Below are 19,338 nucleotides of genomic sequence, written 5' to 3' on the forward strand. Positions count from 1 at the left end.
CATGTCCCATGCCCCCTTCGTTCATCTTCGTAATCACTCTGCCTATTCGCTGAGCCAGGGGGCGATACGCATACCCGATCTGGTGGCTCTGGCCGCTGAATCCGCCATGCCTGCCGTGGCGTTGACCGATACAGGCAATCTTTTCGGGGCGCTTGAATTCTCGCAGTACTGCACGGGCAAGGGCGTGCAGCCCATCATCGGCTGTCAGCTCGCGCTGCCATCGCGCAGCGACAAGCCCGGTGCCCCGTCAGAGCCCATGGTGGCGCTGGCCCGTAATGAGGCGGGGCTTGCCAATCTGCAGTTCCTCTCTTCCGAGGGATTTCTCAAGGGCGATCCTTCCGACCCGGCCATTCTGCTTGAGACTCTCTGCGCTCATGCGGACGGGCTCTTTCTGCTAACTGGCGGGACGCGTGGGCCATTATTCCGGCTGCTGGCGGAGGGGCAGGAAGATCAGGCCATGACGCTGCTACGCCGCTTGCAGGAGAGCTTCGGTGCCCATATGGCTGTCGAGCTGCACCGTCATGGTCTGCCTGAAGAGAAAGCCGTTGAGCCCGGCATGATCGCCGCTGCTGACCGTCTTGGCCTGCCTTTGGTCGCCACCAACGAGTGCTTCTTCTCCAAACCGGCCATGCATGAAGCCCATGATGCGCTACTCTGCATTGCGCAGGGACGCACCATGGCGGAGCAGGAGCGCTGGCGCGTCACGCCTGAGCACTGGTTCAAATCTCCCGATGCCATGCGTGCGCTTTTCGCCGATCTGCCGGAGGCCTGCGACAACACGCTCATGATCGCGCAGCGCTGCGCGGTGAAGGTCTCGACCCGTCCGCCGCTCCTGCCTGTCTGTCCCAAGGTGAATGAGGGCGCGACCGAGGAAGAGACATTGCGGGCCATGTCGGAAGAGGGGCTGCGCCAGCGCCTGTCCCGTATGGAGGCCGATGACGACACACGCAGACGCTATGAGGAGCGTCTGGAAATGGAACTCGGCATCATCGGGCGTATGGGCTTTCCCGGTTACTTCCTGATCGTGGCCGACTTCATCCAATGGGCGAAGGAACACGATATCCCGGTAGGGCCGGGGCGTGGGTCGGGGGCAGGCTCTCTCGTGGCCTGGGCGCTGACTATCACCGATATCGATCCGTTGCCGTTCAACCTTCTGTTCGAACGATTCCTGAATCCCGAACGCGTCTCGATGCCTGACTTCGATATCGATTTCTGTCAGGACCGGCGCGACGAGGTGATCCGATACGTGCGCACCGAATATGGTGGCGAGCGCGTGGCGCAGATCATCACCTTTGGTAAGCTTCAGGCGCGCGCCGCCGTGCGCGATGTCGGGCGCGTGCTCGGCCTGCCTTTTGGCATGGTCAACCGCGTGGCGGAGCTGATCCCGAACAACCCGGCCAAGCCTGTCACGCTCAAACAGGCGATCGATGGCGAGCCGCGCCTGCAGGAAATGCGCGAGAACGACGAGGCGCTGCGCCGCCTGATGGAAATCGCGTTGCAGCTCGAAGGGCTCTATCGCCACGCGTCGACTCACGCGGCAGGTGTAGTGATCGGCGATCGGGAACTGGTCGAGCTTGTGCCGCTCTATCGCGATCCCAAGAGCGATATGCTGGTTACGCAGTATAACATGAAATTCGTGGAGCAGGCCGGGCTGGTGAAGTTCGACTTTCTCGGCCTGACCACGCTTACCATTCTCAAGCGTGGGATCAATTTCATCGCGCAACAGGGCATCGAGGTCGATCTGGCCACCCTGCCTCTGGACGACGCGCCCACCTATGACATGCTGGCCCGTGGCGATGCGGGCGGCGTGTTTCAGTTCGAAGGCGCGGGCATGCGCGACGTGCTCAAGCAGATGCGCCCGACGCGGCTTGAGGATCTGATTGCGGCTGTGGCGCTCTATCGTCCGGGGCCGATGGCGAATATTCCCGATTACTGCGCGCGCAAACACGGTGCCTCATGGGAGCCGCCCCATGAGGAAATTCGCGATATCCTGTCCGAGACCTATGGCATCATGGTCTATCAGGAACAGGTCATGCAGATCGCGCAGAAAATGGCCGGGTACAGCCTTGGCGGCGCCGATCTGCTGCGTCGTGCCATGGGCAAGAAGATCCGCGCCGAGATGGACACGCAGCGCGAGATCTTCGTAAAAGGCGCAACCGGACGCGGGATCACCCCTGAAAAGGCTGCCGAGGTGTTCGACCTCATGGCGCGTTTTGCCGATTACGGCTTCAACAAATCCCACGCCGCCGCCTATGCGCTTGTCTCGTATCAGACGGCCTGGATGAAGGCGAACCATCCGGTGGCGTTTCTTGCCGGATGCATGTCGCTCGCCCGCGAAAAGACGGACAAGCTGGCCTCGCTATGTCAGGAAGCGCGTCGGATGAAAATCAAAGTGCTTCCCGTCGACATCAATCGCTCGAAGGCTGATTTCTCGCTCGAAAAGCAGGAGGACGGAAGCTGGGCCATCCGCTACGCTTTGGCTGCCGTCAAGCGCGTCGGATTTTCGGCTATGCAGGCCATTGTGGAGGCACGTGGCGACAAGCCTTTTGCCAGTCTTGCCGATCTGGCTGCACGTTGTGATGCCAAGCAGCTCAATAAGATCCAGATCGAAAATCTGGCCAAGGCGGGAGCTTTCGATTCCCTCGACAAGCCGCGTCATATCGTTTTTGCCAGCTCGGAAATCATCATGCGCCGTGCGCAATCTGATGCGCAGGAGGCGGCTTCGGGTCAGATTGGGCTGTTCGGTGCCTCGGCCGAGCCTGAGGAACTGCGCCTGGCCGAAGCCCCATACTGGCCCGAGTTCGAACGTCTTGCGGCCGAGGCCGAGGCGATCGGATTCCACATGTCCGCGCACCCGCTGGATGCCTATCGCTCGGTCCTCAAGCGGGCCAATGTGCTCACATCCCAGAATCTCATGACCGCCGCTGAAAACGGGTCTTATCGCGTGCGTATTGCGGGCTGTGTGGTCGACAAGAAGGAGCGCCCCACCAAGAGTGGTAGCAAGATGGCGTGGGTACGCCTGTCCGACGCGACGGGGGGGTGCGAAGTGACCCTGTTCTCGGAAGTGCTGTCGCGTTGCCGCGACCTGCTGGTGGCTGGTCAAGCGGTGATGGTGACGGCCGATCTGAAGCTTGAGGGCGATGCGTTGCGCATCACGGCCAATGACGTGACGGATCTGGAGAAGGCTGCCGCTCAGGAAAGTTCGGAGATGCGCGTATGGATCAGCGAAGCTTCAGCGGTGACGAAGGTGCGCGATCTTCTCAGCAGCCAGGGCAGGGGGCGCGGCAAGATCGTGCTGGTGCCAGCCGTGGACGAGACCAAGGCGGTCGAGGTGACCCTGCCCGGACACTTCCCGGTCACGCCACGATTGGGCGAACAATTGCGCACCATTCACGGTGTATCGCGCATCGATCATCTTTGAGCGGGTGAGGTGTCCAAGGCGCGACACGATGGGACGATAGCGATCCAGATCATCGCAATCCGCAATAGCCAACCTGCATCGGATCCCGTGTTGTAGCGCAGCTGCACATGGAGCGATGTTTACGGGGGAGCTGTGTTCAACGGCGGGTTTCAAGAGGCGGAGAAATTATGCCTGTGAGCAACCGTACCTCTTCAACCTTGCGCGCGCGATCGCAAGCTGCTGTTCGGTGAAAAGTGTCGACCACGGTGATTGCAGAACAAGGTACTCGACGCTTTTCGTGAGGCCCTCCGTCTGTCCGTGAAGATAGAGCTGGGTAAATCCCTCTGACGGATTGGGTGTGGCCAGCAATCTGTCAGCAGCTTTCTTGCTGCCCAACTCCCTGACAAGCTGCAAATATCTGGTTGCCCTGTACGGTTTCGGGAGCTTGAGCCCTTCGTGATAGATGTTTTCCATTGCCGCGTGAAATTTCTTTTCGAGCATGATCATATTCCCTTCGTCATTAGTCTGGTTCGGCATATTTTCGGTTCGAACAATGTCGTTAGATACAGACCGCTTGCCTCCGGACATCAAAGAGCGTCTCGCAATCACCACTAGCCTGAGGCGGCGGCGTCTTATAAGGCCCGCCTAAGTTCGCCTGATTTGCGCCGGGGATCGCATTTGCACGCCCTTGCGAGCCTCTCTGATCTTTGCTCGATCGGCATCAGGTAATGGAAGTGAGTCGGGCCTGTCGTCTGAGCGTGCGCTGGAGATCTACGGCAATCCCTGCTCTTCTTCCTTGCCTTTTCGAACGAAAAAGGCGATACCGCGCCCGTCTGGCTTCTCTGGCGGCTCTGCTGCCGGGGGAGTGAGGCAATTCGCACGTATGACGACAGACTCTCTGGTGCCCGCGAGAGCGCGCAATGTCATACGGAGGCACAACCAGAAGAACAGGAATTTGCATCATGGCGATGCCTGAATTCACCATGCGTCAGCTGCTCGAAGCCGGCGTTCACTTTGGTCACCACACGCGTCGCTGGAACCCGGCGATGGCACCGTATCTGTTCGGTGTCCGCAACCAGGTTCACATCATCGACCTGCAGCAGACCGTTCCGATGCTCGATCGTGCCCTGCAGGCCGTTCGCAACACGGTGGCCGGTGGCGGTCGCGTGCTGTTCGTCGGCACCAAGCGCGCTGCTGCCGAGCATGTGGCTGAGGCTGCAACCCGCTGCGGCCAGTACTACGTCAACCATCGCTGGCTCGGCGGCATGCTGACCAACTGGAAGACCATCACGGGTTCGATCAAGCGCCTGCGCCAGATCGACGAGATGCTCTCCGGCGACACGCATGGTCTGACGAAGAAGGAAATCCTCGACATCACCCGTGACCGCGAGAAGCTCGAGCGTTCGCTCGGCGGCATTAAGGAAATGGGCGGCCTGCCGGACATCTTGTTCGTGATCGACACGAACAAGGAGAAGCTGGCGGTTGAGGAAGCCAACAAGCTTGGCATTCCGGTTGTTGCCGTTCTCGACAGCAACTCCAACCCGGCTGGCGTGACCTACCCGATTCCGGGCAACGACGACGCCATCCGCGCCATCACCACCTATTGCGACCTCGTGTCGCAGGCCGTGCTCGATGGTATCTCGGCTGAAATGGCTGCTTCGGGTGCCGATTTCGGCGCATCTGAAGAACTGCCGGTCGAGACAGTTGTTGAAGAGACCACGGCAGAAGCTCCGGCTGAAGCCTGAGATGCGTGCGGGAGATCGTGAGGTCTCCCCAGGCATTCGGAATTTCTGGCGTGCCCGGCTGAAAAGCTGCGGCGCGCCGTTTCGTTCCTAGAGCCTGCCCCGCGCTTTCGGGATGCGGGAAGGGGCTCAGGTTCTTTATTGTGGCGAGCATTGTCATCCGGTCAGCCGATCGGGTCTGACGGGACATTGCTCAAGAGGAGTTTTGAACATGGCGGAAATCACTGCTGCCCTCGTTCGTGACCTGCGCGAGAAGACTGGCGCCGGCATGATGGACTGCAAGAAGGCTCTTACGGAAGCTGCTGGCGACATGGATGCCGCCATCGACTGGCTGCGCGCCAAGGGTCTGTCGCAGGCTGCCAAGAAGTCGGGCCGCACCACGGCCGAAGGCCTTGTGGCCGTTGCTTCGGGCAAGAACAAGGCCGCCATGGTCGAAGTCAATGCCGAGACCGATTTCGTGGGCCGTAACGAAGCCTTCCAGGCATTCGTTGAGTCCGTGGCTCATGCTGCGCTCGATGCCGGTGACGATCTCGACACCCTGTCGCAGGCCAAGCTGCCCACGGGCCGCACGGTTGCCGAAGAACTGACCCACCTGATCGCCACGATCGGCGAGAACATGTCGCTGCGTCGCGCCAAGGTTCTGACCGTTCCTTCGGGCATCGTGGCTTCCTACGTGCACGGCGCGCTGCGTCCGGGCGTTGGCAAGATCGGCGTTCTGGCTGCTGTTGAAGCCCCGTCGGAATCCGAAGCCCTGCTGACACTGGGCCGCCAGATCGGCATGCATGTTGCCGCAACGCGTCCGGCTGCTCTGGAAGTTGCCAGCGTCGATCCGGAAGCTCTGGAGCGTGAGCGCCAGGTTCTGATCGAGCAGGCTCGTGAGTCCGGCAAGCCGGAAGCCATCATCGAGAAGATGATCGAAGGCCGTATCCGCAAGTTCTATGAAGAAGTCGTTCTTCTGGAGCAGGTCTGGGTGCATGACGGCGAGACCCGCGTGTCCAAGGTTGTCGAGAAGGCCGGCGCCAAGCTGATCGCTTTCGAGCGCTTCCAGCTCGGCGAAGGCATCGAGAAGGAAACCAGCGACTTTGCTGCCGAAGTGGCCGCTGCCGCTGGCGCCTGATCGGTCCTACGATCACGGGATTGGTTGCAGCACATGAATTTCGAATGTGCTGCAATCGTCCTCTCCGCCCGGCGCTACGGCGAGGGCGGGGCTGTGGTCCATCTCTTCACGGAAGAGTATGGACGCATTGCGGGTCTGGTGCGTGGCGGCTCGTCACGACGTCAGGCCGCGCTCTGGCAGCCGGGTAATCTGATTCTTGCCCGTTATGCCTCCCGCCTGTCCGATCAGCTCGGGCATCTGAGCGGTGAAATGGTTCAGGAAACAGCCGTCAGGCTACTGGATCGCCCTCTGCAACTCGCTCTGGTTCAGTCAGCCGCCGAACTGGCCGATGCTGCCTTGCCGGATCGCGAGCCTCATCCTGATTTCTTTCTCCAGACTGTGCGCGATCTCGCGGCCTTCTGTGTGCTGTCCGACCCCGCTCCGGTGGTGGATTATGTGCGCTGGGAAACCGCGTTGCTTGCGACGCTGGGTTACGGGCTGACGCTCGATTGCTGTGCCATTTCAGGCGCGACGACTGATCTCGCCTTCGTATCACCACGAACAGGACGCGCTGTAAGCCGCGATTCTGCCGGGGAATGGGTCGATCGTCTCCTGCCACTGCCTCATTATCTGACCCCGCACGGGGGTGAGGATGCCGGCGATGATCCGGCTCTATGGGCTGAGGGGCTGGCATTGACGGGACATTTCCTCTCACGCCATCTTTTCGGCTCCCAGCACAAACCTGTCCCCGGTGCGCGCGAGCGTCTGGAGATGCGTGTCAGGGCACTGGCGGATGCACGTGAGGCCGTGCAGGAAAATCCCCCGGCATAGGTGTCCGGGCTTCACGAAGCGCCGGGGCCCTTCCAATCACATAATCGAATATCATGTGGGGCAGCGTCAGAGCGGCCAGAAGCTGGAACGTGACAGCGATCATTCGCGGTGCCAGCGGCCCTGCGTAGAACGGCACCATGACGGCCCCGATGCCTAGCGAGGCAAATGTGAGCGGCAGGCTGCGATAGAATGCGTGACCCGCTGAACTGAGACGGCACCAGCGACAGTCAGCTATGAGTGATGCGATATGCGCCGGCGCGTGCTGGAACACAAAATAGATCATGAACGCCTGCAGCGGTGGCAACACTGCGAACGGCACAATCAGCCCGACCAGCGACCATAAGCGCCTCATGCGCGTCGCGGGAGGACTGACGCCTAGCCACGCGCTGGCGCAGAGGGCCCAGACGGGAAACAGAACGATCAGCCATGATGGCGGTACGGCGAGATGAACAGGCGGCGCCATGGCACTCAGCAGCGCTGCCGTGGCTTCTGGCTGGAATACGGAGGGGAGGATCAATGGTGCCCCTCCAAGGACAAACCCGGCCAGCAGCGAAGAACCGTTGTCGCGCATCTCACCGCCAAAATGCCAGACGGACAGAGCCAGAAACAGATTGAGCGTGATGAAGGGCACGACATGCCAAGCGACGAGTACGAGCCCGACGAGCACGAGATAAGGTAACGCAAAAACGGGAAACCAGAGATACCCGAGACGGGGGCGCAGCGCTTGTCGTGCCATCTCTCCGTCAAGCGCACCATGTGGCAGACCAAAGATGATGATGGTGGCGAGACTGATCAGCACATCATTGGTGAGGATCGCGGCAGCGGCGCAAATTCCCGCACCGCCCCAATAGAGCGGGGCGAAGAAATCGCGTGGCCCGGTCAATGTCATGAATGTCATGCCGGGCCAGACATCATCAGACCGTGGTCAGTTTACGGTCATCGGACAGGCTGAGGAAGCCAAACCCGACCTTCGCCAGAACATCCGTGATGGCGATAATGAGCACGCTTGCCGAGTCCGGAACGATGCCAAACCCGTCAGGCGAGAGAGCGAGAATGATCGGATATACCATCCAGAGCACCGAAAGGATGGTGGCGCTGCGGATATAGGCCGCCTGGACTTCGGGCCGCTCGAGGCGGTTGGCCTGAAGCTGCGAGACCCAGATGACGTAATACACACCGAGAAACGCCACACAGGAAAGCACGAACCAGATCCAGCGGCTGACCACATTTTCCGAGGCACTGAAGGCGAAGGCGGTGATGATCATGATCACATCCGCAGCGACTGCGCCGAGCAGCAGATCGGCACGCTTGCGGCCGCGGAACATCCCGAGAAACCCGAGACCGACAAGCAGAAGCGGGGTTGTAAACACCCAGTCGATATAGCGGCCGAACCAGAAGATGCGGGTCGTGCTGGCGGCGCCTGCGAGTGTGGCGTCCGTCGGCAGGAGCACTGCGCCCTGGCCTGTCGCCATGGCGACATACAAACAGCCTGCGATGATGGGGACGATACCGTGAGCAAGGCTCATCACCCCTTCGGTTTCGTTACGACGTTTGCCAAGCAGCAGCAGCGCCGTCCCACCGGCAAACATGATCAGGGCTGTCAGCCAGAGAACTGTCAGGGTCATTATCGCTGTCTTTCACGAGATGAGGAGAACGATGAACGGTGCCTGACACATAAAGTTGTAATTCGTCTGCCTTGACAGCCATATTTATCGGACCTGATCGCGCCACGGCGTTTCGCTCCGCAGATGACGCAGGGGCGGCCACCCGCCGAAGCGTGCCATGCGGGACCGGGAACAAAAACGGGGTATTTGCACTGGACAGGCCGCGCCGCGCCGCCTTATCTGCCCTCAAACGAAAGGGCGTGGCATGAGTCAGGATCTGGCAGGACATATCGAGGATACCAAACTCGCAGATGCGCTGAGCGAGCGCTATATTGCCTATGCCATGTCGACAATCATGGCGCGTTCGTTGCCCGATGTGCGCGATGGCATGAAGCCTGTGCATCGGCGCATCCTCTACGCCATGCAGCAGCTCAAGCTGGACCCTACGGCGGGTTTCAAGAAATGCGCCCGCGTTGTGGGTGACGTGATCGGTAAGTTCCATCCCCATGGCGACGCCGCCGTGTACGAGGCACTGGTCCGCCTCGCCCAGGACTTCGCGGTGCGTTATCCGCTTGTCGAGGGGCAGGGCAATTTCGGTTCGATCGACGGCGATAATGCGGCCGCCATGCGTTACACCGAGTCCCGACTGACCGCTGTGGCCAAGGCCCTGCTGGAAGGAATCGAGGATGACGCGGTCGATTTCCGTCCGACCTATGACAATGAAGATGCCGAGCCCGTGGTTCTTCCCGGCGCTTTTCCGAACCTGTTGGCCAATGGCGCGGCCGGGATCGCGGTTGGCATGGCCACCAGTATTCCCCCGCATAACGCCGCCGAGATCTGTCGCGCTGCACGTCATCTGATCGAGAACCCGCAGGCGCCGGTCGAGGCGCTGATGCAGTTCATGCCGGGACCTGACTTCCCCACCGGCGGCGTGCTGATTGAAGACCCGGCCAGCATGGTCACGGCTTACGAGACCGGACGCGGCAGTTTCCGTACCCGCGCACGATGGGAAGTCGAACAGGGACGTTTTGGTACCTGGACCGTGATCGTGACCGAGATTCCCTATCAGGTGCAGAAATCGCGCCTGATCGAACAGATCGCGGAGTTGATGGAGCAGAAGAAGCTACCGCTCCTCGCCGATATACGCGATGAAAGCACGACCGATATCCGCCTGGTCCTCGAACCCAAGACCAAGGGGATCGAGCCGGAAGTGCTGATGGAGACGCTCTTTCGTGTCACGCCGCTGGAGAGCCGATTCAGCCTGAACATGAACGTGCTGGACGCCAATCGTGTGCCGCGGGTGATGGGGCTGCGTGAAGTCATCCAGTCATGGCTGGACCATCGCGAGGTCGTTCTCGTTCGCCGTTCGCAGCATCGTCTGAACGCGGTTGAGCGCCGTCTGGAAATCCTCGAAGGGTTTCTGGCCGTTTATCTCAACCTTGATGAAGTTATCCGCATCATCCGTGAAAGCGACGAGCCGAAGCCCGAATTGATGCGTGTGTTCAGCCTGACGGATCTGCAGGCCGAATATGTGCTGAATATGCGCCTGCGCTCGCTGCGTCGTCTTGAGGAGATCGAGATACGCAAGGAGCGCGATGCGCTTCTCAAGGAGAAATCCGGGCTCGAAGGATTGCTGGGCAGTGAGCGCAAACGCTGGACCCGTATCGGCAAGGAGCTCGACGCGACAGCCGCCAGCTTTGGCGAGGGCGCCCTTGGCACCCGACGCACCCAGATTGCGGCACCGCCCGCGCCGATCGATTTGAGTGCCGCCATACAGGTCGATCGTGAGCCCCTGACCGTGCTCCTCTCACGTGAAGGCTGGGTGAGGGCCGTGAAGGGGCATGGGATCGACCCCGAGAGCCACAAGTTCAAGGAAGGTGACGCGTTCGGGCTGGCGCTTGAGTGTCAGAGCACCGATCGTCTCTGCATCCTGGTGAGTGGCGGTCGGGCCTTCACGCTCAAGGCGGCTGATCTTCCGCGTGGGCGTGGCTTCGGGCAGCCCATTCGCGTTCTGGTCGATCTGCCTCAGGATGAGGATATCGTCTCTTTCTTCGTGATCGATGAGTCCGGCCGTCACGTTCTGGCCAGCGAAAGCGGACGCGGCATGATTGTGCGTGACGCCGATATGGCCGCTGAAAAACGGACGGGCAAACAGGTCCTGACGCTGCGTGACGGTGACCGCGCCGGGTTCTGCGTGGCTGTCACTGGTGATCAGATCATCACCATGGGCAGCAACCGCAAGGCGCTATCCTTTGCCCTTGATGCTTTGCCCGAAATGACAAAGGGCATGGGTGTCACGATCCAGAAGCTCCCGCCGGGTCAGCGCCTTGTCGATCTGCGGGTCTTTGCCTCGGAAACAGGTCTGGTCTGGCATGAGGGGCAAAAGCCGCGCAGTGACGCCGATCTCGCGTCGATCGTCGGCAAACGAGCGGATCAGGGCAAGGCTGCCCCGCAATGGATGACCCGCAAGCTCGTGACTAGAAGCTGAGTTCTCAGGCTGCCCCGGTGGAAGGGGTGTCGTCTTTCGGGCTCGATACCGCGACTGTCGGTGTCGAGGACCCTGCAGAGGGCGCGCCTGCCAGTCGGTGCCAGTGCCCGTTGCGAAGAATTTCCGCCGGATTGAAGCGTGATTTATAGCCCATCTTCGTGCTGCCTGGCACCCAGTAGCCGAGATAGAGATAAGGCTTGTTGCGTCGGGCCGTCTCGGCGATCAGCCATAGAATGGATGCCGTACCGTAGGAGCGATGGGTCTCTGCCGGGTCATAGAATGTGTAGACCGCCGAGAGACCGTCAGAGAGCATATCGACAAGAGACACGCAGACCAGACGACCATCGCGTGAGCGGAACTCGAACAGGCTGGTTTCGACCGGGCTGGTCTCGACCATCGACTGATAATCATCGAGCCCCATGAGGGCCATATCACCATCGCCATGACGATGCGCCTGATAGGCCCGGAACAGGGCGTATTGTTCCTCGGTGGCAACGATGGGACGTTCGGTCACAACCAGATCGGCGTGGTCCCGGCGCACCCGGCGCATGGTGCGATCCGGGACGAATTCCGCGACAGGGAGCCGGATCGGGATGCAGGACTGGCAACCATGGCATACAGGGGCATAGACAATGCCGTGGCTGCGCCTGAAACCGGCACGGGACAGGCGATCGTGAAGCTGGTCGACATCACTGCCGGTCAGCTCGGTCATGACCTTGCGCTCCGTCCTGCCGGGGAGATACGGGCAGGGCGACGGCTCTGTCGTGTAGAAGAGCTGGGGACGATGAGCTGACATAACCATCCTTTCTCTCCTCTGCCTGAAAACGCTTGATAGTGACGCCCCCGCACGGGAGGGCCATCGATTGCGTAAGCCTGACTGTCCTGACCGTCGGTTGCTTCCTTTGGACGCAGCAGTGTCGGTCCGATGCCACAGGGCGTTCCAGTCCCATGCGCAGAGGGCGGCATTGGACTTGTCTCAGCCCCCTATCCAACCGGTATCCTGATCCGGCAGGAGGAGGGTCCGTGAAAGCGCTGCACGATTGTCCGAGCATGTCAGCAATGCTCCTTGCGGCAGACATCAAGCCCTGCACATCGAGTCCGGCCGGACACGACTTGCGATCACCCTCTCATATTTTACGATGATTTTTCCGGTTGCAAGATGTCTCTCTTTGAATTCCGGACGAATACGCTAACGTTATGAGAAATGAGCTGGCCCATTACCCTCTTTGACGTCTTCATGATCCTGCTTCGGCTCGGTCTTGCTGTTGCAGTCACTTTGCATGTTCTGCGGACGAAACAGAACACGGCGGCCTGTGCCGGCTGGATCGGTGTGAGCTGGCTTATGCCGATTTTCGGCGCGTTGCTCTATCTGATGTTCGGTATCAATCGTGTCAGGCGTCTGGCGCGTCGGCTGGTGAGTGACCATCACTGGCGGGGGCGGGGCCCGGCCTTTCATACGCGCCAGCGTATGGAGGGGGATTTCGCCCCCCTTGCGCGGATGATCGGCAAGCTGACCGAGCGGCCTCTGCTGGGCGGCAATTCCGTCGATTGCCTCCATGATGGCGACAACATCTATCCGCGCATGCTGCAGGACATTGCCTCGGCACAGGTCTCGATTCTGCTGTGTTCCTACATCTTCAGGGCGGACAGGATTGGAGAGCAGTTTGTGGATGCCCTGGCGGCAGCGCAGGCGCGGGGCGTTGCGGTGCGTGTGCTGGTTGACGGTATCGGGGGCGGGTATTTTCGGAGCGGTATTCACAAGGCCTTGCGCACACGTGGCATCCCTTGTGAGCGGTTCATGCACTCGCTTCTTCCGTGGAAAATGCCATTCATCAACCTGCGCAATCATCGCAAGATTCTGGTTGTCGATGGGCGTACCGGATTTATGGGCGGGCTGAATATCGGTGAAGAGAACCTGCGGCGCCTGCGAATCAAGCATCCGGTGGCGGACACGCATTTCCGGCTTCAGGGGCCGATTGTTCATCAACTGACCGAAGCCTTTGCACGAGACTGGTCCTTCACCTGCGGTGAAGAGCTTGACGGAAAGATCTGGTTTCCCGAGCTTGACCGGGCCGGTGATATCCCGATGCGCGTCGTAACGTCGGGGCCGGATAACGATCTTGAGAAGATCGAATTCTCCATGTTGCAGGCGATTGCCCTGTCACGCCGCGCGGTTCGCCTGATGACGCCGTATTTCCTGCCCAATGAGCGGCTGGTGTCGGAGCTTTGCCTTGCCGCCCTGCGTGGTGTGCAAATCGATATCATCCTGCCACGTCGCACCAATCACAGGCTGATCGATTATGCCCGCGATGCCAGTCTTGCACCTTTTCTGAAGGCAGGGTGCCATGTCTGGATGAACAGGCCACCCTTCAATCACGCCAAGCTGCTTGTCATTGATGAAGAATGGTCCTTTGTCGGCAGCAGCAATATCGATGCGCGCAGCCTGCGCCTGAATTTCGAGATCAATCTCGAAATCTACAGTCCGTCAGTGGCGCAGTCGCTCGACAGTTTCATGGAACGGCATAAGGCGGGGCGGCTCACGCATCACGCGCTCGACAGCCTCAGCGCCTGGCGCAAGACGCGTAATGCTGCCGTCAGGCTGTTCATGCCCTATCTGTGAGCGCCTTGACCTGCCGGCGATCTGCCAGTCGCTGAAAGAAGGCGCGGTGCCTGTCGGGTGCATCCAGCCGGAGTGTTACCGTGATAGGGTGATGGTCCGAACTGCGATTGGGCAGAACACCGGCATTGAGGGGTGTCATGCCACGCACGAGGCAGCGGTCTATTCGTATCGGCAGCATGTCGGCCATGCGATGCGTGGGGGCTCTTGGGCCAACATCGCGAAAACCGGGGAGGAGGGTCGGACCGACGAGATTGAAGTCGCCCATGACGAGCGCATGATGGCGCAGGATCGGTGCGATACGGCGAAGCTGACGGCGATTCAGGATCTGCCCGTGAGACAGGTGCACGTTTGCGATCGAGAACGACCCGAAATCGATGAGCTGTGCCGTACGCTTGACCATCAACCCCGAGGGTAGGGCGCAGGAGACCGGCGGTCGTGCGAAGGGGAAGCGGCTCCAGCACGCTGTGCCGTGGATGCGGTCTGGCAGAGGGATTCGTGCGTAATGCCCGCCCAGTATGGTGGGCAGTTTGTCGAAACTGCTCACGGCTTCCTGCATCAGGAAGATATCGGGCTGGAAGGTGCGGGCGAGCTCGACGACCTCATCGAGCGGTGCTCCCACGGCGCGAAGCAGATTCCAGCTCAGGATGGTAAAATTCTGGCCGATACCGGGGACTGTACGATCAGCTAGCGGGGCAGGCGAGGCGTCGTGGGTCAAAGACGGGTTCATTGAAGCATTTTCTTTTCTGTCTGATAGGCGCCACGCGCGAATTCAGTGGTCAGAGTATAGCCGACGCCCAGCAGGACCGGACCCAGAAAAATACCCAATCCGCCCAATGTGACGACGCCGCCCAGCACCCCCAGTACGGTCAGCAGATAGGGAAGCTGCGCCCCTCTGGCGATGAAAGCGGGCCTGATGATGTGATCTGCCCCCGAGATGAATACGATGCCGTAACCCGCGAGAAACAGGCCCCAGCCGAGGTGATGATGAAGGGCCAGCCAGATGGCGGCAGGTGCCCATACCAGCGGGGCACCGACCGGAAAAACCGCAACAAAGGCCGCGACACCGCCGAGCAACACTGGGGCAGGTACGCCTGAAATGAACAGGCCGATGGAGGTGAGCACACCCTGAACGATGGCAGTACCAAGAATGCCGTAGACTGTGCCCCGTATGACGCTGCCGATGATGGTGATCAGACGATCGGCATAGGTGCCGGTGATGCGGGTCAGGACAGCCGTGATGACACGCCCCAGCGAATCACCACTGATCCAGAAAAACAGGGCGATGAAGAGCGCCATGATCAGCTCAGCCAGGCCGCTCGCCATCTGCATCAGGGCCTTGAGGGTGTAACGGGCGATCTGTCCGGCATACGGGTGAAGGGCCTCGCCCACGCCGCGGATATCATGGCTCCAGTGCTGATAGGCATTGGTCAGCTGTGGGCCGATGCCGGGTATCGTGGCCAGCCAGTCTGGCGCCGGATGCGTGCGACCGAGAGCTTCGATTTCGGTGTTGATGCCGCCGATGATCAGCGGGAGATCCGCAATGCCGGTCGAGGTAAGGAGCGCGAGCGGCATGACAATGGCAATGGCGCTACCGACCATCATGACCACAGCGGCCAGAGGCGGGCGCATGTGGCGGCGCAGGCGCTTGAACAGGGGCCATGTCGTGAAAGTGAGAATCGCGCCCCACAGGATGGCGGAAAGGAAGGGCCACAGCACCACGCCGCAACCATAAGCGACCCCCAAGAGGAGCATTCCCAGCATGATGCGTTCAGTTGTCACCTAATCTCCCCCGGCTGCGGCTGCCGCCAGTTGACCACGGGGTCATTCCGGCTGCTATCGTGCGGTTCCTGATCCGTTTTTGCGATCCCCGTCAGGCCGGGCCATGCCTGATCCATCATGTGCCGGAGCGTGCCATCCATGACGATACCCCCCCTGATCGATGCACAGGCCCTGATGTCGCTTCCTCCCGGCCGGTATCGCTATCTCGATGCGTCGGCTCTCCTCCCCGGGCAGGACGGTGACCCGGAAGCAGATTTCCACAAACTAGCGCTTCCCGGGGCAAATCGTTTCCGTATCAACGATATATGTGATCGCTCGGACCCGCTTCCCCACACCGTACCCGGTGCGGCCACATTTGCGCAGGCCATGATGGCACTGGGCATAGGCTCCGATACGGGACTGGTTTTCTATGACCGCAAGGGGAGTATTGGCGCCTGTCGGGCGCACTGGATGGCTTCATTGTTCGGGCACGAGTCTGCGCATGTTCTTGATGGTGGCCTGGCAGCGCTTGAGGCTCTTGGTCTTGCGCCCGACGCTGCGCCGGCCCCGGCAGCACCCTGCGAGCAGCCTTATCGACCGCGCACGCGCTATGCGCTCCTTGCAGGCAAGGGCGATGTGCTCGATGCGCTCGATGATCCTGACCGCGTAATCCTCGATGCACGCAGTGCAGCGCGTTTCCATGCACAAGCCGCCGAGCCGCGGCCCAATATGCGCGGTGGGCATATGAGGGGCGCAGTGAACCTGCCCTTTACCGAGGTGCTGAACCCCCAGGGCTGCTTTCTGCAGCCTCAGGCGCTGGTCGAGCGTTTCGCCAGCTGTGCCATAGGCTCGCGTCGGGTCATTACCAGTTGCGGGTCAGGTCTGACCGCCGCAACGCTGACCATGGCCTTGCGTGTGGCCGGGCTGGCGCCAGGGCAGCTTTATGATGGGTCATGGGCCGAGTGGGGAAGCGATCCTGCGACCCCCATCGAGACCTGACAGGAGAAACGAGAGAGTGGAAAACACCGCCAAGCAGGTCACTTCCGGCTGGAAGCGCCTGTCCTCCCTGCTGGTACAGGGGGGGCGACCGGAGCCCACCCCGCCCCAGGGGGCCTATGTCAATGCGCCGGTGACGAGGGGCTCGACCGTCCTTTTTCCCTCGTTGGACGCAATGCGGGAACAGGGGCTGCGCAGCCATGAGCATGAACTGATCTATGGGGCGATGGGCTCGCCCGTTCAGCATGAGCTTGAAAAGCTTCTCGCGCTGATTGAAGGCGGGACCCATACGCAGGTCGTTTCCTCGGGGCTGGCGGCCTGCACCCTGCCTTTGCTCGCCTTCCTGAGTTCCGGTGATCACCTGCTTCTGCCCGACTCGGTCTATGGGCCCACACGCCGTTTTGCCGGCACTATGCTGGCGCGTATGGGGATCGAGACCACCTATTATGCGCCCCTCGCGGATGAAGAGACCCTGATCGGGCTCATGCGAGAGAACACGCGGGTCGTGTTTGCCGAGAGCCCGGGCAGCCACACATTCGAGGTGCAGGACGTTCCCATGCTGGCACGTGTGGCCCATGAGCATGGTGCGCTGCTTATGCTCGACAATACCTGGGGAATCGGCATTTTCCAGCCTTTCCGCCACGGGGTCGACGTCTCCATCCAGGCGCTGACGAAATATCCTGCCGGACATTCCGATGTGATTGCCGGCGCGATTACGGTGGCAGATGGCGCGCTCTGGAAAACACTGCGCGATTCCGCCATTCAGATTGGCCAGCTGGCCGGACCGGATGAATGTTGGCTGACCCTTCGCGGGCTCCGCACGATGGCGGTGCGGCTCGAGCGCCAATCGGCCTCGGCCTTGCTGGTGGCGCAATGGCTGCGCGGCCGACCGGAAGTGGCGCTTGTGCTGCATCCGGCGTTCGAGGAATGTCCCGGCCATGAATTCTGGCGGCGCGATTTCGAGGGGGCAAGTTCGCTTTTCGGCGTGGAGCTGCGCGCCGATCTGTCTGTCGCGGCCATGCGGGACATGATTGATGCGCTGGCCTTGTTCGGCATCGGCGCGTCCTGGGGCGGGTATGAAAGCCTCGTTTTGCCAACGACGGGGGGCGTGCGCCGCTCGCTGCCCAACGCCATGCCTGAGGGGCCAAGCTTCAGACTGCATATCGGCCTTGAAGACCCCAACGACCTCATTGCGGATCTTGAAGGGGGGCTGGAAGTGCTCCGCGCTTCACTAGCGGGGTAAGGTGCGGCTCTAGCGCATTCTGAAACCAAGCGCCTCGCGCAGATGCGGGGCGCCGACATCTGTTGCGTGGTCGAGATCGGCAATGCTGCGTGCAACGCGCAGCAGGCGGGTCAGCCCGCGGGCTGAAAGGCGCAGCCTAGTACCCGCCTCACTGACAAGATGGCGTGCCTCCGGCGTCAGAACGATATCCTGAGCTGCCACCTGCGCGTTGGGGACTCCCTGACGCGCAATCTGAAATTGTCTTGCCTTCACGACGCGGGCGCGCACGGCAGCACTATTCTCGCCTGCCGGTGCGGTAATCATGTCGAGGGGCGAGACGGGGGTAACGAACAAGGAAAGATCGATCCGGTCGAGCATGGGGCCGGACAGGCGGGAGAGATACTCCTCGCCGCATTGAGGGGCCTTACGGCAGGCGCGCTCAGCATCGCCCAGATAGCCGCAACGACAGGGATTCATGGCCGCGATGAACTGAAAACGCGAGGGATAAAGCACCGTCTGTTTGGCCCGTGCCACCGTGATTGCGCCCGTCTCCAGAGGCTGACGCAGGGATTCGAGGCAGCTTCGCGAAAACTCCGGCAGTTCGTCGAGAAAGAGAACGCCATTATGGGCAAGGCTGACTTCGCCCGGGCGGGATCGTGAGCCTCCGCCGACAAGCGCGGGCAGGGTAGTCGAGTGATGCGGCGCCCTGAAAGGCGGTTGGGTGATCAGGGTACTCCCGCTGGCCTGACCGCCCAGACTGTGAATCCGGCTGCACTCAAGTATCTGCTCATGCGTGAGATCGGGAAGGATGGAAGGCAGGCACTGCGCAAGCATGGATTTGCCAGCACCTGGCGGCCCTGACATCAGCAGGGAATGGGCCCCGCAAGCCGCGATCTCGAGGGCGCGTCGCCCTATGTCCATGCCTTTGACCAAAGCAAGATCGTTCAGCGTCGCTGAGCGCGCCACGGGTTCGAGTTCGGGGGAGGGCAATACATGCTCGCCGTTGAAATGCGACAGGAGGGCGCGCAACGTATCGGGGGCAAGGATATCGAGCGTGTCGCTCGCCCATCGTGCCTCCTGTGCCTGGGGGCGGGGGCAGATCAGGCCAAGCTGATGCCGGACTGTCTCGAGTGCGGCGGAAAGCACGCCGCCCGTCGCCTGCAGGCGTCCATCAAGCGAAAGCTCGCCGATGGCGCTGTAAGCCGCCATGGCCTCATGAGACAGGATGCCCATGGCCGTCATGATGGCCAGAGCAATCGGCAGGTCGAAATGCGAGCCTTCCTTGGGCAGATCGGCCGGGACCAAATTGATCAAGATACGCTTGGGGGGCAGGGCGAGTCCGAGTGCTGCCAGGGCAGCGCGCACGCGCTCGCGTGATTCACCGACTGTCTTGTCGGGCAGGCCTACGATGATGAAGGCGGGCAGGCCAGAGGCGATCTGGATTTCGACCGTGACCGGGATGGCATCGATGCCTGCAAAGGCAAAACTCTGGATACGGGCAATGGAAGAGGATGAAGCGGTCACCGGCACCAACGAATGATCAGGAACAGGTGAATCTGTTCCTGATCATCATTAGTGCAG

The 19,338-nt window shown here is 61.0% G+C and carries 15 protein-coding genes; 8 read left to right on the forward strand and 7 right to left on the reverse strand.

Features of this window, described 5'->3' with window-relative positions:
• The first annotated feature begins 1 nt into the window (after position 1).
• Positions 2-3,421 carry a DNA polymerase III subunit alpha gene (gene dnaE / locus Asbog_RS05495; RefSeq protein WP_062164366.1) on the forward strand — a complete coding sequence of 1,140 codons (3,420 nt, stop codon included), beginning with the start codon at positions 2-4 and terminating at the stop codon, positions 3,419-3,421.
• A gap of 165 nt (positions 3,422-3,586) precedes the next feature.
• On the opposite strand, the gene Asbog_RS05500 is transcribed toward dnaE, so the two are convergent.
• Positions 3,587-3,901, reverse strand: a complete 315-nt coding sequence (locus Asbog_RS05500; protein ID WP_197669056.1) for a hypothetical protein — start codon at positions 3,899-3,901, stop codon at positions 3,587-3,589.
• 461 nt (positions 3,902-4,362) lie between these two features.
• Between Asbog_RS05500 and rpsB the strand changes: the two genes are divergently transcribed.
• From rpsB to recO, 3 genes are all read left to right on the forward strand, one after another.
• Positions 4,363-5,145 (forward strand): 30S ribosomal protein S2, encoded by a 783-nt coding sequence (gene rpsB, locus Asbog_RS05505; RefSeq protein ID WP_035439212.1) that lies wholly within the window; start codon positions 4,363-4,365, stop codon positions 5,143-5,145.
• 208 nt (positions 5,146-5,353) lie between these two features.
• Positions 5,354-6,259 carry a translation elongation factor Ts gene (gene tsf / locus Asbog_RS05510; protein WP_023977481.1) on the forward strand — a complete coding sequence of 302 codons (906 nt, stop codon included), beginning with the start codon at positions 5,354-5,356 and terminating at the stop codon, positions 6,257-6,259.
• A gap of 33 nt (positions 6,260-6,292) precedes the next feature.
• The gene (recO, locus tag Asbog_RS05515) at positions 6,293-7,069 is read left to right on the forward strand and encodes a DNA repair protein RecO (RefSeq protein ID WP_062164368.1); all 777 of its coding nucleotides are present in this window, start codon (positions 6,293-6,295) and stop codon (positions 7,067-7,069) included.
• On the opposite strand, the gene Asbog_RS05520 is transcribed toward recO, so the two are convergent.
• Positions 7,017-7,967: a Brp/Blh family beta-carotene 15,15'-dioxygenase gene (locus Asbog_RS05520; RefSeq protein ID WP_062164369.1), complete on the reverse strand. Its 951-nt coding sequence runs from the start codon at positions 7,965-7,967 to the stop codon at positions 7,017-7,019. The two genes, recO and Asbog_RS05520, sit on opposite strands and share 53 nt — an antisense overlap.
• Before the next feature lie 16 nt (positions 7,968-7,983).
• Complete coding sequence (locus Asbog_RS05525; protein ID WP_062164370.1) at positions 7,984-8,694, reverse strand: bacteriorhodopsin; 711 nt, start codon at positions 8,692-8,694, stop codon at positions 7,984-7,986.
• Positions 8,695-8,938: 244 nt separating this feature from the next.
• Between Asbog_RS05525 and parC the strand changes: the two genes are divergently transcribed.
• Positions 8,939-11,161 (forward strand): DNA topoisomerase IV subunit A, encoded by a 2,223-nt coding sequence (parC, locus tag Asbog_RS05530; RefSeq protein WP_062164371.1) that lies wholly within the window; start codon positions 8,939-8,941, stop codon positions 11,159-11,161.
• 4 nt (positions 11,162-11,165) lie between these two features.
• On the opposite strand, the gene Asbog_RS05535 is transcribed toward parC, so the two are convergent.
• On the reverse strand, positions 11,166-11,963 hold the full coding sequence (locus Asbog_RS05535; RefSeq protein WP_062164372.1) for an arginyltransferase: 798 nt from the start codon (positions 11,961-11,963) through the stop codon (positions 11,166-11,168).
• A 402-nt stretch (positions 11,964-12,365) separates the two neighbouring features.
• Between Asbog_RS05535 and cls the strand changes: the two genes are divergently transcribed.
• Entirely contained in the window at positions 12,366-13,781 is a 1,416-nt protein-coding gene (gene cls / locus Asbog_RS05540) for a cardiolipin synthase (RefSeq protein WP_062164373.1), read from the forward strand.
• Here the strand turns inward: cls and Asbog_RS05545 are convergent.
• Together Asbog_RS05545 and Asbog_RS05550 are read right to left on the reverse strand one after the other, a co-directional pair.
• Positions 13,765-14,496: an endonuclease/exonuclease/phosphatase family protein gene (locus tag Asbog_RS05545; protein WP_371861680.1), complete on the reverse strand. Its 732-nt coding sequence runs from the start codon at positions 14,494-14,496 to the stop codon at positions 13,765-13,767. The two genes, cls and Asbog_RS05545, sit on opposite strands and share 17 nt — an antisense overlap.
• A gap of 8 nt (positions 14,497-14,504) precedes the next feature.
• Positions 14,505-15,560, reverse strand: a complete 1,056-nt coding sequence (locus tag Asbog_RS05550; protein ID WP_146926600.1) for an AI-2E family transporter — start codon at positions 15,558-15,560, stop codon at positions 14,505-14,507.
• Between the two features lie 138 nt (positions 15,561-15,698).
• Between Asbog_RS05550 and Asbog_RS05555 the strand changes: the two genes are divergently transcribed.
• Both Asbog_RS05555 and metC read left to right on the forward strand, forming a co-directional pair.
• Positions 15,699-16,538 carry a sulfurtransferase gene (locus Asbog_RS05555; protein ID WP_062164375.1) on the forward strand — a complete coding sequence of 280 codons (840 nt, stop codon included), beginning with the start codon at positions 15,699-15,701 and terminating at the stop codon, positions 16,536-16,538.
• A gap of 16 nt (positions 16,539-16,554) precedes the next feature.
• Positions 16,555-17,778, forward strand: coding sequence for a cystathionine beta-lyase (metC, locus tag Asbog_RS05560; RefSeq protein ID WP_062164376.1), 1,224 nt, complete (start codon positions 16,555-16,557; stop codon positions 17,776-17,778).
• A gap of 9 nt (positions 17,779-17,787) precedes the next feature.
• On the opposite strand, the gene Asbog_RS05565 is transcribed toward metC, so the two are convergent.
• Complete coding sequence (locus tag Asbog_RS05565; protein ID WP_062165728.1) at positions 17,788-19,281, reverse strand: YifB family Mg chelatase-like AAA ATPase; 1,494 nt, start codon at positions 19,279-19,281, stop codon at positions 17,788-17,790.
• Positions 19,282-19,338: the final 57 nt, after the last annotated feature.

The sequence above is a fragment of the Asaia bogorensis NBRC 16594 genome, assembly GCF_001547995.1.
GTDB lineage: Bacteria > Pseudomonadota > Alphaproteobacteria > Acetobacterales > Acetobacteraceae > Asaia > Asaia bogorensis.

Coding starts and splice junctions, on each gene's coding strand:
- recO (WP_062164368.1), top strand. CDS start 6,293: ATGAATTTCGAATGTGCTGCAATCGTCCTCTCCGCCCGGCGCTACGGC.
- Asbog_RS05535 (WP_062164372.1), bottom strand. CDS start 11,963: ATGGTTATGTCAGCTCATCGTCCCCAGCTCTTCTACACGACAGAGCCG.
- parC (WP_062164371.1), top strand. CDS start 8,939: ATGAGTCAGGATCTGGCAGGACATATCGAGGATACCAAACTCGCAGAT.
- rpsB (WP_035439212.1), top strand. CDS start 4,363: ATGGCGATGCCTGAATTCACCATGCGTCAGCTGCTCGAAGCCGGCGTT.
- Asbog_RS05500 (WP_197669056.1), bottom strand. CDS start 3,901: ATGCTCGAAAAGAAATTTCACGCGGCAATGGAAAACATCTATCACGAA.
- cls (WP_062164373.1), top strand. CDS start 12,366: ATGAGCTGGCCCATTACCCTCTTTGACGTCTTCATGATCCTGCTTCGG.
- Asbog_RS05555 (WP_062164375.1), top strand. CDS start 15,699: ATGACGATACCCCCCCTGATCGATGCACAGGCCCTGATGTCGCTTCCT.
- Asbog_RS05525 (WP_062164370.1), bottom strand. CDS start 8,694: ATGACCCTGACAGTTCTCTGGCTGACAGCCCTGATCATGTTTGCCGGT.
- tsf (WP_023977481.1), top strand. CDS start 5,354: ATGGCGGAAATCACTGCTGCCCTCGTTCGTGACCTGCGCGAGAAGACT.
- dnaE (WP_062164366.1), top strand. CDS start 2: ATGTCCCATGCCCCCTTCGTTCATCTTCGTAATCACTCTGCCTATTCG.
- Asbog_RS05520 (WP_062164369.1), bottom strand. CDS start 7,967: ATGACATTCATGACATTGACCGGGCCACGCGATTTCTTCGCCCCGCTC.